The 13,917-nt window shown below is 36.6% G+C and carries 12 protein-coding genes; all 12 read left to right on the plus strand.

Annotated elements, in window-relative coordinates; all coding sequences use genetic code 11:
- Positions 1–47 precede the first annotated feature (47 nt).
- The 12 genes from P0N36_RS00610 to uvrB all read left to right on the plus strand — a co-directional run bounded on the left by P0N36_RS00610 (position 48) and on the right by uvrB (position 13,912).
- On the plus strand, positions 48–1,070 hold the full coding sequence (locus tag P0N36_RS00610; protein WP_275840756.1) for an LCP family protein: 1,023 nt from the start codon (positions 48–50) through the stop codon (positions 1,068–1,070).
- Positions 1,071–1,221: 151 nt separating this feature from the next.
- Complete coding sequence (locus tag P0N36_RS00615; RefSeq protein ID WP_275840757.1) at positions 1,222–2,550, plus strand: LCP family protein; 1,329 nt, start codon at positions 1,222–1,224, stop codon at positions 2,548–2,550.
- 18 nt (positions 2,551–2,568) lie between these two features.
- The gene (locus tag P0N36_RS00620) at positions 2,569–3,108 is read left to right on the plus strand and encodes a hypothetical protein (RefSeq protein ID WP_275840759.1); all 540 of its coding nucleotides are present in this window, start codon (positions 2,569–2,571) and stop codon (positions 3,106–3,108) included.
- The gene (locus P0N36_RS00625) at positions 3,105–3,842 is read left to right on the plus strand and encodes a WecB/TagA/CpsF family glycosyltransferase (RefSeq protein ID WP_275840760.1); all 738 of its coding nucleotides are present in this window, start codon (positions 3,105–3,107) and stop codon (positions 3,840–3,842) included. Before P0N36_RS00620 ends, P0N36_RS00625 begins: the two co-directional genes overlap by 4 nt.
- Before the next feature lie 10 nt (positions 3,843–3,852).
- Entirely contained in the window at positions 3,853–4,734 is an 882-nt protein-coding gene (locus tag P0N36_RS00630; protein ID WP_275840761.1) for a YitT family protein, read from the plus strand.
- A gap of 410 nt (positions 4,735–5,144) precedes the next feature.
- Positions 5,145–6,257 (plus strand): ABC transporter ATP-binding protein, encoded by a 1,113-nt coding sequence (locus P0N36_RS00635; protein ID WP_275840762.1) that lies wholly within the window; start codon positions 5,145–5,147, stop codon positions 6,255–6,257.
- Positions 6,258–6,407: 150 nt separating this feature from the next.
- Positions 6,408–7,499: a PucR family transcriptional regulator gene (locus P0N36_RS00640; protein WP_275840763.1), complete on the plus strand. Its 1,092-nt coding sequence runs from the start codon at positions 6,408–6,410 to the stop codon at positions 7,497–7,499.
- A gap of 227 nt (positions 7,500–7,726) precedes the next feature.
- Complete coding sequence (gene ftsE, locus P0N36_RS00645) at positions 7,727–8,413, plus strand: cell division ATP-binding protein FtsE (RefSeq protein WP_275840765.1); 687 nt, start codon at positions 7,727–7,729, stop codon at positions 8,411–8,413.
- Positions 8,403–9,311, plus strand: coding sequence for a permease-like cell division protein FtsX (ftsX, locus tag P0N36_RS00650; protein ID WP_275840766.1), 909 nt, complete (start codon positions 8,403–8,405; stop codon positions 9,309–9,311). Before ftsE ends, ftsX begins: the two co-directional genes overlap by 11 nt.
- Before the next feature lie 13 nt (positions 9,312–9,324).
- A complete protein-coding gene (locus P0N36_RS00655; protein WP_275840767.1) occupies positions 9,325–10,452 on the plus strand; it encodes a murein hydrolase activator EnvC family protein in 1,128 nt (375 codons plus the stop codon).
- A 125-nt stretch (positions 10,453–10,577) separates the two neighbouring features.
- A complete protein-coding gene (locus P0N36_RS00660) occupies positions 10,578–11,786 on the plus strand; it encodes a S41 family peptidase (RefSeq protein ID WP_275840768.1) in 1,209 nt (402 codons plus the stop codon).
- Positions 11,787–11,923: 137 nt separating this feature from the next.
- A complete protein-coding gene (gene uvrB, locus P0N36_RS00665) occupies positions 11,924–13,912 on the plus strand; it encodes an excinuclease ABC subunit UvrB (RefSeq protein ID WP_275840769.1) in 1,989 nt (662 codons plus the stop codon).
- The last annotated feature ends 5 nt before the right edge of the window (positions 13,913–13,917 follow it).

Genomic DNA, 13,917 nt, shown 5'->3' on the forward strand with positions numbered 1-13,917 from the left:
TGAAAAATATGTTATTATATAGGAAGTGAAGATGGAGGGTAACATGAATGGATAAATTTTCGAACCATATGGGCTTATTGTTGGGCATAACTTTGGGTATTATAGCTATGTCCTTTATTGCTGTTATAGAAATGAAGGGTGAAGAAAGAATTGCTGAGGAACAAGCAAGAATAGAGTTAGAAGCTCAAAAGATGAGGGATCAAGACCAATTAGATGCTGAACGGGAAGCAGAAGAAGCAGAAAATACCATACCGGAATCGATTAACGGCCTTTTTATTGGCTTTGACACATCCGGTGGTTTGACAGATGTTCTTATGGTTGGTCACATTGACCCGAAGGAGAATAAGGTACAGCTTATTTCCATACCTAGAGACTTAGAAATCTACTTTGATGAAGAGCCTTTCAAAACCATCAAAAAAAACAATCCCAAAAACAGGATAATCCATGCTAAGCTCACCGAAATATATTCCCTAATAGGATGGGATGAGAGAGCTCTTGAAGATATACGGCTGATTGTTGAAGGTATAACAGGTTTAAAGATTGATTATATTATGACCATTGATTCATCAGGTTTACGTGAAGTGGTGGATGCAGTAGGTGGTGTTGAATTTGATGTGCCCCAAAGAATGTATTATTCAGACCCTGTACAAGATTTGTATATAGATTTACAACCTGGACCCCAACTGCTGGATGGGGATAAAGCCGAGCAACTGGTTAGGTACCGTAAGTACAGAATGGGTGATTTGCAAAGAATTCAAGTCCAGCAAGCTTTCATTGCTGCTATGGTGGATCAAGTTTTAGGTTCTGGAGATTTCAATCAGATTAGCCAGTTGATTTCAAAAGGGTATAAGTATATTGATACGGATTTTGGCATGGTTGTTATGTTAAAGTACGCCGAATTTTTTTTCAATCTAGAGTTAGAACATGTGTTGTCACCGGAGAACATGATGACCATACCTTCATACGGAGAGATGGTCGATGAAAGATGGTTTCAGTACTATGATTTAGAAGAAGCAAGAGAAGCTGTAGATGCACTGATTCATAATTCAACAACCGCAGATGATTTATAAGTGTTTGACCAGCTAGCTAGCCTAATCCATCATTAAGAAACGAGACAAGTGGAAAGTAGAGTTCATAGATTTTAATTTGAATAAGCTAAGGATTAATGGTATAAAAAGAGTTCATAAGGATGTATAAAGATCGTATATAGGAGGCTTCATTGTGTCGAAAAAAAAGCAAAAAAAACAGTTGGTCAATAAATTCATACAAATATTTTTATCTACCTTTGCGCTGCTCATGGCAGTCGTCGGTATTGGTACAGTAATTTATGTTGTTGTTATGGGTAATAGTATTGGAGGTATGTTAGATTTATCTAAATATAATTTAACAGAGTATGGGGCTGCAAATGCGGCTGATCCCGATGGAAAAGATATTTTCGGTGACAAAAAATTGACCACTTTTGCTGTTTTTGGAGTGGATGAAGATAGCTATCGGACAGATGTAACTATGGTTGTATTTTTTCATCATGAAAGTGGTAAAGTAGACATACTTTCGGTTCCGAGAGACACAAGGATTAAAATACCTGATGATATGTACAGTAAAATCAAAGAACGAAGAAATGATGTGAACCAGGTTGTCAAAATCAATGCCATACCAGCTTATGTGAATGAAAATCGAAATGAGGCATCTGTAGAAGTTCTTGAGAGTAACCTTGGTATTCCTATTGATTATTATGTGAACATCAAATTAGATGTATTTAGGTATATCGTTGACACGATTGGTGAAATCAAGATAGACATACCCATGGATATGAAATACAGTGACCCATTGCAGAATTTATACATTAATTTAAAAAAGGGTGAACAATATATTAACGGTGCACAAGCCGAACAATTGGTCAGATTTAGATCAGGTTATGCCAGTGCTGATGTAGGCCGTGTTGAGATGCAACAAGTATTTATGAAAGCTTTTGTAGAACAGTTGCTGAATACAAAAAATAGACTGAATATGGTGAATGTGGTCGGTGCTGTTTTGGTTAAGGTGGATACTAATTTTGAGCAAGCAGTGGATTATTTAATATTCCTTGATCGAATCAAGCCGGAGAACTTTGTTATGCACATGTTGCCAAGAGACCCTAGTGATAAGGGTGGTTCTTACTATATCTATGATTATGATGCAACTAAAGAACTCTTGGATAAAATCATCAATGAACCATATCTAGCTTCAGACAGTATTGATGAAGCTGTTATAGATGTGTCACCGGAGGAGATTATTGATATAAAAACCTTGACCATATCTGTGCAAAATGGTACTAATATTAAAGGGCTTGCAGGTAAAACAAGAGATAAATTAAAGGAACAAGGCTATGATCCTATTGAAGCTGTAGATTATGAAAATAAGCCCGTAGAAAAGACAAAAATATATGTCCCCATATCTGAGGCATATACAGAAATAAAAACATTTTTTAAGGATTCTGAAATGATTATTCAACCGGAATTGATGAATCAGACGCATCAGATTATCATAGTTCTAGGAAATACAGAAGAATAAAGAATGAGGTGGCTTAAGATGAAGAAAAAAATAAGTATTATAATTGGTTTGTTATGTATGGTCATTATGGTCACTTGGATTGTTGGTATCAGTACGGAAGCAGGATCTACAGAACCGGGTACGGTAAATGACCCATTAGTAACAAAATCTTATGTGGACCAAAAAAGCAATGAAATCATGACAACCCTATTGGCTAAAATTAACCCAACTGGGTCAACAGATGAATCAGAAAAAATAGATATGAAGGCCGTCTATGCTTACATAGATCAACAGATTGCCGGCCAGTCAGGCAACAGTTTTATTGTTGTGGAGGCCGAAGTAGGGGATACGATTTTGTGTGGTGGCGGAACAGAGCTTATTTTACGAGCGGGAAAAGCAACAGTTATTCAAGGCGAAAATGGCGATGGGTTGGCGGATCTGACACAAGGCGTCGACCTTAAGGGGGGAGCTTTTGTACCTATGCAGCATCATCTCTTAATCTCCAGAGATGATGGAAGAGGTATAAAGATTACTGAAAAAGCCTTTGTTATGATTAAGGGGGCGTACACATTAAAATGATAGCAAATAGAAGGACCATAAATATATTAGGTACGAAGTTTCATCATGTCACAAGATCAGAAGCTGCAGCCTTCATTGTAAAATGTTTACAAGAACGGAAGAAAGCTTCTGTTTTTACGCCAAATCCAGAAATTGTTATGGAGGCCTATCATGACACTAAGCTACAAGCCGTACTTAATGATAGTGAACTAGTAGTTCCGGATGGTATAGGTGTTGTCATTGCTTCGAAAATACTAGGTCAACCATTACCGGAAAGAGTGGCAGGCTATGATTTGGTTCAAGAGGTTTTCAGACAGATTGAAAATAAAGAAGTAAGCGTATATTTTTTAGGTGCCGGTCAAGGCGTAGCTGAACTGGCTAAGGAAAAAATGCTGGATAAATATTCCAACTTAAAGATTGTAGGTGTACACAATGGATTCTTTGATCACGATCAGGATATAGTTGAGCGTATCAATGCTACAGACCCGGATTTTCTTCTCGTTGGACTTGGTGCGCCAAAGCAAGAATACTGGATAAAAAACAATAGAGATAGATTAAAAGCAAATGTGCTAATGGGGGTTGGAGGATCTTTTGATGGTATGTCAGGGAAGGTTAGGCGGGCGCCGAAGCTTTTCATAAAACTAGGATTGGAATGGTTCTACCGTTTGATCACACAACCCACGCGTGCTAAAAGAATGCTTAAACTCCCCATATTTATGTTTAAGGTTATAGTCGAAGGTAAAAAATACCTATAGGAGACGGATGATGGAATTAATTAGAACACGAAAAGCTTGGGTGGATTATCTGTATATCATCGTTGGTGTGACCATATTGGCCATTGCAATTAATGCTTTTTTTGAGCCCTTAGATATGGTCACAGGAGGTGTAACAGGTATAGCTATTATTGTTAAAGGATTAACTTTAGATATAGTAAAAGAGGGTATACCTCTTTGGTTGACCAACATGGTCATCAATATACCTTTATTTATTATGGCGATTATTGTCAAAGGCAAGGATTTTGGTAGACGGAGTCTATTTGCAACCTTTTTTTTATCCTTTGCTCTTTTTTATACACAGTGGGTACCGGTTTTGACGAAAGACATTCTTCTTGCTAGTATCTTCGGCGGCGTATTAGCGGGTGTTGGTTTAGGCTTGGTTTTTTCGGCTTTTTCAACTACAGGAGGTACAGATCTTGCTGCCAGTCTAATCCAACATGTCATTAAGCATATATCGGTGGCTAGAATCATGATGATTTTGGATTCAATCATTATTTTTTCAGGTGTTCTACTTTTTGGAGCGGAAGCAACATTGTATGCGGTGATTTCGGTTTTTATTTCTGTGAAAGTTATTGATGCCATTTTAGATGGGTTGCATTTTTCAAAAGCTGCATTCATCATTTCAGATCATCATAAAACCATAGCTGAAAACATAATGTCGGAACTTGACCGAGGTGTAACCGGCTTAACGGGAGAAGGTATGTTTACAGCTTCAGCTAAGCATGTACTTTTTTGCGTTGTTTCGAAAAGACAAATCGTCAAGCTAAAAGAAATTGTTAAAATATCAGACCCAAGAGCATTTGTTATTGTAACAGATGTTCGAGAAGTACTTGGAGAAGGGTTTAAAGAGTATGAGCATTATGAGTTTTAGAAGATTTACTATAGAAACCCGACTTTCTTCCTTGAAAAATGGGCATTATGTTAAGAAATATGTAAATGGTAAAAAAATTAAAATCAAATCGAAGAGTTCAGCTTCATAAGTTGTCGAAAAAAGCAAGCCAACTTCGGTGAAGATGCCTATAGACGGCATAGAATAATGATAAAGCTGTTATAAAATTTCGTTATAATCTCTATAAATAATCGAAGGATGTGTTCAATAATACATGAAAGAATAAGCCGTATGCAATATGAACAAATTGTGTCTAGGCCTTTTGTTGAATTAACCAGTGGTTTTAAGCAATTAGATATAGTATAGTTATTTTCATGAGTAACAGCAGTATCTAACAGTTGCAAAATAATGCACTTATAATCACAACTATTCGCAAGGGGGCACGCGTAATTATGGCAAGTTTATCTTTAAAAGGTATTAAAAAAGTATATCCTGGAAATGTAACAGCGGTACAGGATTTTAGTCTTGATGTTGAAGACAAGGAGTTCATCATCTTTGTTGGACCATCCGGATGCGGCAAGTCTACAACACTAAGGATGATTGCAGGCCTTGAAGACATCAGTGAAGGCGAACTTTATATTGGTGATAAAAGGGTTAATGATGTAGAACCCAAAGATAGGGACATTGCTATGGTTTTCCAAAACTATGCTCTATACCCACACATGACCGTTTATGATAACATGGCTTTTGGGCTAAAATTACGTAAAACACCAAAGGCGGAAATAGACAGACGCGTTCAAGAAGCAGCAAAGATTCTCGGCATAGAAGTATTATTAGATCGTAAACCGAAGGCTTTATCAGGTGGCCAAAGACAACGTGTTGCCATGGGACGTGCAATTGTAAGAGAACCTAAGGTATTCCTTATGGACGAACCTTTATCCAACTTAGATGCTAAATTAAGGGTTCAGATGCGTGTTGAGATTTCCAAGCTACACAGAAGACTTCAAACAACAATTATCTATGTTACCCATGACCAAGTAGAGGCTATGACCCTAGGTACAAGAATTGTCGTTATGAAAGACGGAATAATTCAGCAATGTGATTCTCCTTCAAATTTATATGAAAGACCTAACAATGTATTTGTTGCCGGTTTTATTGGTTCACCACAAATGAACTTTATAGAAGCAAAGGTGGAAAAAAACGATAATGAAGTGACACTACTTTTTGGCACCAACTCAGTTATATTGATAGAAGAAAAAGCACAAAAACTCATTGATGGTGGCTATGTTGGCAAAGAAATTATTTTAGGCATTCGTCCAGAGGATATTCATGACGAAGACGCTTTTATATCATCTCACCCAGGTGCTTTGGTTAATTTCGAAGTTAATGTTACAGAAATGCTAGGCGCAGAGATTATCTTGATTGGCTCAGTTGATAATTATGATTGCACCGCTCGAGTAGGTCCAAGATCAAAAGCTAAACCAGGTGAAACTGTAACGGTAGCATTTGATTTGAAAAGACTACATATATTTGATAAAGAAACAGAGCAAGTCATTACAAACTAGATTAAACCAAATTAAATGAGAGGGAATGCACAAAAATGTGTATTTCCTCTTTTAATTTTGAATAATATGCTATAGAATAGAATTAGGTTTAGCTCGAAATGAATTGTAGCTATACGAGTAGCTCAATATTGAGTATAAGGAGACTATCATATGATATCTAATCAAATATTGCAAACGACCATTGACGGACTTAAAACCATAACAAGAATTGAACTCAGTGTTATGGATGCAGAAGGTAAAGTAATAGCCGCAACAGAAGAAGATAAAATGGATGAATACAATTTTGCTGTTCCTGATTTTGTAAACTCTCAGGCAGAAAGTCAGTTGGTTCAAGGATACCAGTTTTTCAAAGTCTTTGATGACAATACAGTTGAGTATGTTATATCAGCAAGAGGTGAGGCAGAAGATGTATATAAAATTGGAAAGATTGCATCCTTTCAGATCCAAAATTTACTAGTGGCTTACAAAGAACGTTTTGATAAAGACAACTTTGTTAAGAATCTTCTGCTGGACAATTTATTGCTGGTCGACATTTATAACCGTTCCAAAAAACTTCATATTGACACGGATGTTAAACGTGTTGCTTTTATTGTTGAAACAAAAATGGAAAAAGACAATAACGCTCTTGAAGTGGTTAGAAATATATTCCCATCTAAAACCAAGGAATTTATAACAGCTGTAGATGAGAAAAACATTATACTAGTTAAGGAACTAAAAGAGGCCGATGGCCAAGAGGAAATAGACCGTATTGCAAAAATGATTCTGGACACCTTAAATGCTGAAGCTATGAGTTCGGTTTTTATAGCCATCGGTACAGCAGTACGGGATATTAAGGATGTATCAAGGTCTTATAAAGAAGCAAAGATGGCATTAGAAGTTGGCAAGATTTTTTATACAGAAACCCATATTATGGCTTATAGCCGTTTAGGTATTGGACGTCTAATCTATCAACTGCCCATTCCTTTATGTAAGATGTTTATATCCGAAATATTCCAAGATAAATCACCGGATGATTTTGATGAAGAAACATTATCCACCATTAATAAGTTTTTTGAAAACAGTCTTAATGTTTCAGAAACGTCCAGACAGCTTTATATCCATAGAAACACTTTAGTGTATCGTTTAGATAAGCTACAAAAAAACACTGGATTGGATTTGAGAGTTTTTGAAGATGCAATAACTTTCAAGATTGCTTTAATGGTCGTAAAATACATGAAATACATGGTTGAATCTGATTATTAGGATTATAGATTCAAAATAGTTATTCGGTTTTGATTCTCTAGAACATGAAAAGCAAGTTTGGTGTTGATAACCAAGTTTGCTTTTTCTAAGACACATACTTTTATGGTTTTGACAAATTGACCAATGACTAGAAAGATTCACATAAGTGACTTAACATAACTTGTTAGAAGAATGAATGCATTTTTTTAAAGAAGTTCAGTTGGCTTAAAGGCGCTGGGAGGCTTAAAATGATTCGATTAGAAAATGTGACAAAAGTGTATCCAAATGGTGTAAAAGCTTTGGATGACGTGTCATTTGAGATAGAAAAGGGAGCCTTTGTATTTATTGTCGGAAGTTCAGGCTCTGGGAAATCAACACTTATTAAAATGCTAATGAAGGAAATCAATCCGACAAGTGGTAATCTCTATATTGAAGAAAAAGATATTACCAAGTTAAGAAGAAGTAAGATACCAAAATTAAGAAGAAGTATTGGTGTTGTATTTCAGGACTTTAGATTGTTGGAAAAAATGACGATATATAATAATGTAGCCTTTACTTTAAAGGTGACTGAAGCACCAATAAGAACCATACGACGGAATGTACCGATGGTGCTCTCCCTTGTGGGATTGTCGCAAAAAGCAAATATGCATCCGAAACAGCTTTCAGGTGGTGAGCAGCAAAGAGCAGCCTTAGCAAGAGCGATTGTCAACAATCCTCCGATTTTGCTTGCAGATGAACCAACGGGAAACCTAGATCCAAAAACATCTTGGGAGATTATGAAGTTGCTCTTGGACATCAATCTAAGAGGGACAACCGTCGTAGTGGTAACCCATGACAAGGAAGTTGTAAACTCGATGAAAAAGCGCGTCATAACCCTTAGAGAAGGTCGTGTCATCAGAGACATGCAAAAGGGGGATTACGGCTATGAAAATTAGAACGATTTTTTATTTAATGGGCCAAGGTTTTATGAACATCATTAAAAATCAGCTCATGTCCTTCGCTTCTATTACGACCATATCAGCCTGTATATTTATGGTTGGCATTTTTTATACGGTGAGTGTCAATATGGATTATATGTTAGAGGCGATAGAAACAACCATGGGGATGACAGTGTTTTTTGATGAAGGTACAAGCGAGGAGCAAATTATAGAAATACAGAACCTTCTAGAAGCAAGAAATGAAGTCCATAAAGTGAATTATATATCACCAGAGGAAGCTTGGACGAGTTTTAAGAATGAATATTTTTCAGGAAAAGAGGATCAACTGGCAGGTTTCGAAGGTGAAAATCCATTAAAAGACTCAGCATCTTTGGAAGTTTATTTTGCTAGACTAGAAACTCAAAAGGATTTGGTTGCATACATTGAAGCACTGCCGAATGTCAGAAATATTAGGCAAGCAGAGCAGGTTGTTGAAATCATGCAAAGTTTCAATACATTGGTGCGTTATGCTAGCCTTGTTTTAGTAGCCATTTTACTAATTATTTCTATATTCTTGATATCCAATACCATACGACTTGGTATATCAACAAGGCAAAAAGAAATCGAAATCATGAAGTATATTGGAGCAAAAGATGCTTTTATAAAAGGTCCATTTATTATAGAAGGTGCCATTATTGGCATTATAGGAACGGTAATCCCATTATCCATTATTTATGTATTCTATGAAAAAGTCATTGAACTTGTAACGACTGAGTTTGTGCTAATCAGTAATTATTTAATCTTTATGAACATTTTTGACATATACAAAAACTTAGTACCAGTGGCGGCATTATTTGGAATTATGATTGGACTCATTGGAAGTCGCGTAACAATCCACAAATATTTAAAAGTATAGGGGGCGGTGTATTTTGAAGAAAAAATTTCTAGTCTTAGCCTTGCTGATGATGAGCCTAATACTTGGAACCCATGTTCATGGCTCTAAGATGGAAGAGTTAGAAAAGAAAAAAGAAAACATAGAAAAAGAGTTTGAGACAGTCCAAAAGAATTTGGCAAACACAAAGACAGAGCTAAAGGTGGCCCTTCAGTCTATAGAAAAGATTGAAGTGGATATATTGGATACTGAATTCCTTCTGAATGATCTTAATCGTCAGATAGAAACCAAACATATAGAAATAGAAGATACACTGATTGAACTCAATAACATCAAGCAGGAAAAAGACATACTCAATGAACAGGCTAAAGATAGAATCAAGGTTATGTATGAGTATGGTAATTCAGGCTATTTAGAAGTTTTATTTGCCTCTAAGGATATGGTAGACTTTTTTAACCGATTGGAGTACATAAATCGATTGTTGGAGTTTGACAATAAACTATTTAAAAACCTAGAGGATATTGAAGTATCAATAACAGAGAAAGAAGCTAAACTTAAGGCAGAAGAAGTTCAACTTAGCCATATGTCTGCTGAAACAAACCTTAAGAAGATTCAGCTTGAGGACAAGATTCTTACAAAGAATCAAGAAGTTGCCAATTACTCAGAAGACCAAAAAGTCTATGAAAATATGATGATTGAGTTAGAGAAAGCTGAGAAAGCTGTTGATGCAGAAATAAAAGAGCTCATTAGGCGTAGTACTTTAGTCTATAAGGGAGGGAAAATGGAATGGCCTGTTCCGGGTTGGTATAGAATATCTTCACCCTTTGGGCCTAGGGTTCATCCGATTTTCAAAACGACAAGAATGCATAACGGTATAGATATTGCCGCACCCGGTGGCATACCCATAACAGCAGCTGAAAAAGGTGTGGTCATACTGTCTAAGTACAGTAGTTCTTATGGTAACTATATTATTATTGACCATGGTAGTGGTTATGCCACTATATATGCCCATTGTTCTAAGCTTCTAGTAACAACAGGACAGGCGGTTACAAGAGGTGAGAAGATTGCCGAGATTGGTTCAACAGGCTGGTCAACAGGTAATCATCTACATTTTGGTATACAGATACATGGGGAATGGGTGGATCCCATGCTTTATGTAAAGTGATAAAAATCGAGAAAGACCATCTCATTTGAAGATGGTCTTTCTATTTATAATATTGATTTTGAATTGACATAAACAGATGCTATAATACATAACATAACATGAATAGGTGAATTAAGGAGACAGAAATGAAAAGTAAAAAAAGTTTTTGGATTGGATTGGGTACTGGTATTAGCATTTCACTACTAGTAGGCGCTTTATACTTTGGCGTGCAGTCGCTACTGGATTTAACAAAATCAGCAGGATTAGGCTTAATTGAAAGTGAATATAAAAGTCAAGATGAAAAGTTTGAAGACATCTTAGAAAAATTAAATATGTATTATCATGAGGATATAGACCCTGATATTATGTTTAAAGAGGCCTATAAAGGTTTTGTTGATGGTGTCGGTGATCCTTATACTGTATATTTTTCTAAAGATGAATTCAAGAGTTTTACAGAAGATATTGATGGGACCTATGAGGGCATAGGCGCCTATGTAGGCTTTGGTGAAACTAAAGAGGAGCTATTAATTATTGCTCCAATGGTAGGTTCTCCAAGTGAAAAGGCGGGCCTTAAAGCCATGGACCGTTTTATTTCTGTTGATGGTGTGGATGTGTCCGGTATGACAACAGAAGAATTAGTCAAATTGATAAAAGGTGAAAAGGGAACAACGGTGGTTATTAAGGTGAGGCGAAATGATGAAGTATTAGAGTATTCAGTAGTCAGAGATGAGATTGTTGTCCCAACAGTTAGTCACGAAATGTTGGAAAATAAGATAGGTTATTTAAGAATAGGTGGATTTGATAGGGTTACAGAAGCACAATTTATGGAAGCATTTCTTGAACTGGAAGCTCAGAATCAAGAAGGCATGATTATTGATTTAAGGTACAACGGTGGTGGATTAACTCATGTGGTAGCGGCTATTGCGGATGAACTTTTACCAAAAGGTGTAATCTATTATACGGAGGATAAAGAGGGAAACAAAGCAACGGTATATTCAGATGAGGAAAGACAATTTAAAAAGCCACTGGTAGTCTTAGTCAATCAGTCTAGTGCCAGTGCTTCAGAAATACTAGCTGGTGCAATCAAAGATCATGAGAGAGGTGTCATCGTAGGTACAACCACTTTTGGGAAAGGATTGGTACAGCAACCGGTCATACTTAGTGATGGATCTGTGTTAAAAGTGACGGTTGCCAAATACTTCACAGCAGACGGTCATTACATCCAAGGTGTGGGGATTGAACCGGATGTTGTAGCGGAAATACCTGAATTAGAAGAAAATGCAAGGGTGCCGGACGATTGGGATCCCCAGTTGGATGTGGCAATTGATACAATTATGGACATGATAAAAGAATAAAAAAATCTTCCGCGCAACAGAACATACGTTTGCTTTTTGAGGTTTATATGATATAATATTTGGGTAAAAGGTCAAAAAGATATCGTTGAAGGGTTAGTAAATGCGGAATGAAATATATATTGAAACGAGGTGTCATTATGGCGAAATTTGATTTGGTTTCTGACTTTCAACCTACAGGGGATCAGCCGGATGCCATTGAAGCTCTTGTAAAAGGGTTCGAAAAAAATAACAAATTTGAAACATTACTTGGGGTTACAGGTTCCGGAAAAACTTTTACGATGGCCAATGTTATTCAAAAAATAGGAAAGCCTACCTTAATCATGGCCCATAATAAGACCCTGGCTGCCCAACTTTACAGTGAGTTTAAAGAGTTTTTCCCGCATAATGCAGTAGAATATTTTGTAAGCTATTATGACTATTATCAACCTGAAGCCTATGTTGCACATACAGATACATTTATTGAAAAAGACAGTTCAATCAATGAAGAAATTGATAGACTACGGCATTCAGCAACGGCAGCTTTAGCAGAAAGAGATGATGTCATCATTATTGCAAGTGTATCGTGTATATATGGACTTGGAAGTCCTATAGATTATGGAAAGATGGTTATATCACTAAGAAAAGGTATGTTGAAGGAAAGAGATGACATCCTAAAAAAGCTTATTGAGATTCAATACGATCGCAATGATATAGACTTTCAAAGAGGCACATTTAGAGTAAGAGGCGATGTGGTAGAGGTTATTCCGGCAGCCATAACAGATGTTGCTTTAAGAATTGAATTCTTTGGAGATGAGATTGATCGACTACTCGAAATCAATGTTTTAACAGGCGAAGTACTTAGGGAGTTAGAACATTTACTTATTTTTCCCGCATCTCATTATGTAATTGGCGAAGAAAAACTAAATACAGCCATTGAAGCAATAGAGAAAGAAATGCTAGAAGTTGTGCAAGCTTTTAATGAAGAGGATAAGCTTCTAGAAGCTCAACGTATAGCTCAGAGAACCAACTTTGATATAGAGATGATGAAAGAAACAGGATTCTGTTCAGGTATAGAGAATTATTCAAGACATTTAACTGGACTAAAAGAAGGCGAACCACCACATACATTAATAGATTATTTTCCTAAAGACTTTCTATTGATGATAGATGAGTCCCACATGTCAATTCCTCAAATCCGAGGTATGTATGCAGGTGACCAAGCAAGAAAAAGTACATTAGTAGAATATGGCTTTAGACTTCCTTCAGCAAAAGACAACCGACCATTAAATTTCACCGAATTCGAGTCAAAAATAAATCAAGTTCTCTTTGTTTCTGCAACACCGGGGCCTTATGAAAAAGTGGTTCAACAATCATACGCTGAGCAGATTATACGACCCACGGGTTTGTTAGATCCTGTGGTTGAGATACGTCCTGTAAAAGGCCAAATTGATGATCTAATTCATGAAGTCCATAAGGTAACAGAAGCTAAAGGTAAGATTTTGGTGACCACTTTAACTAAAAAGATGTCGGAAAATCTGACGGACTACATGAAAGAAATGGGCGTAAAAGTAAGATACCTCCATAGTGACATAAAAACACTAGAGCGCATGGAGATTATAAGAGACTTGCGCTTAGATGTTTTTGATGTGCTTATCGGAATCAATCTCTTAAGGGAAGGTCTAGACATACCGGAAGTTTCCCTTGTAGCAATCGTAGATGCAGATAAAGAAGGGTTTCTTAGATCTGAGACCGCATTGGTCCAGACGATTGGACGTGCAGCTCGTAACGCTGAAGGACGGGTAATTATGTATGCAGATAAAATAACCCGTTCAATGTCCTTAGCTATAGATGAAACCAATCGAAGGCGTGGCATACAAAAAGCATACAATGAAGCGCATGGTATCACACCTGAATCTATTATAAAAGCAGTCAGGGATATTATTAGAATATCAAAGGCTGCTGAAGAAAAAGGCAGTTATACATTAAAAAAAGATCCGGAATCTATGGACCGCTTTGAACTTGAAGTATTAATAACAAAATTATCAAAAGAGATGAAGACAGCGGCAGCAGACCTTCAATTTGAAAAGGCAGCATTACTTAGAGATGAACTACTTATACTAAAAAAACAACTACATATTAGAGATTAATCACA

Source organism: Petrocella sp. FN5 (assembly GCF_029210395.1).
Classification (GTDB): Bacteria; Bacillota; Clostridia; order Lachnospirales; family Vallitaleaceae; genus Petrocella.

Excerpts from the sequence above, each read along its gene's own strand:
- P0N36_RS00610 (WP_275840756.1), top strand. The coding sequence starts at position 48 with ATGGATAAATTTTCGAACCATATGGGCTTATTGTTGGGCATAACTTTG.
- P0N36_RS00620 (WP_275840759.1), top strand. The coding sequence starts at position 2,569 with ATGAAGAAAAAAATAAGTATTATAATTGGTTTGTTATGTATGGTCATT.
- P0N36_RS00625 (WP_275840760.1), top strand. The coding sequence starts at position 3,105 with ATGATAGCAAATAGAAGGACCATAAATATATTAGGTACGAAGTTTCAT.
- P0N36_RS00630 (WP_275840761.1), top strand. The coding sequence starts at position 3,853 with ATGGAATTAATTAGAACACGAAAAGCTTGGGTGGATTATCTGTATATC.
- P0N36_RS00635 (WP_275840762.1), top strand. The coding sequence starts at position 5,145 with ATGGCAAGTTTATCTTTAAAAGGTATTAAAAAAGTATATCCTGGAAAT.
- P0N36_RS00640 (WP_275840763.1), top strand. The coding sequence starts at position 6,408 with ATGATATCTAATCAAATATTGCAAACGACCATTGACGGACTTAAAACC.
- ftsE (WP_275840765.1), top strand. The coding sequence starts at position 7,727 with ATGATTCGATTAGAAAATGTGACAAAAGTGTATCCAAATGGTGTAAAA.
- ftsX (WP_275840766.1), top strand. The coding sequence starts at position 8,403 with ATGAAAATTAGAACGATTTTTTATTTAATGGGCCAAGGTTTTATGAAC.
- P0N36_RS00660 (WP_275840768.1), top strand. The coding sequence starts at position 10,578 with ATGAAAAGTAAAAAAAGTTTTTGGATTGGATTGGGTACTGGTATTAGC.
- uvrB (WP_275840769.1), top strand. The coding sequence starts at position 11,924 with ATGGCGAAATTTGATTTGGTTTCTGACTTTCAACCTACAGGGGATCAG.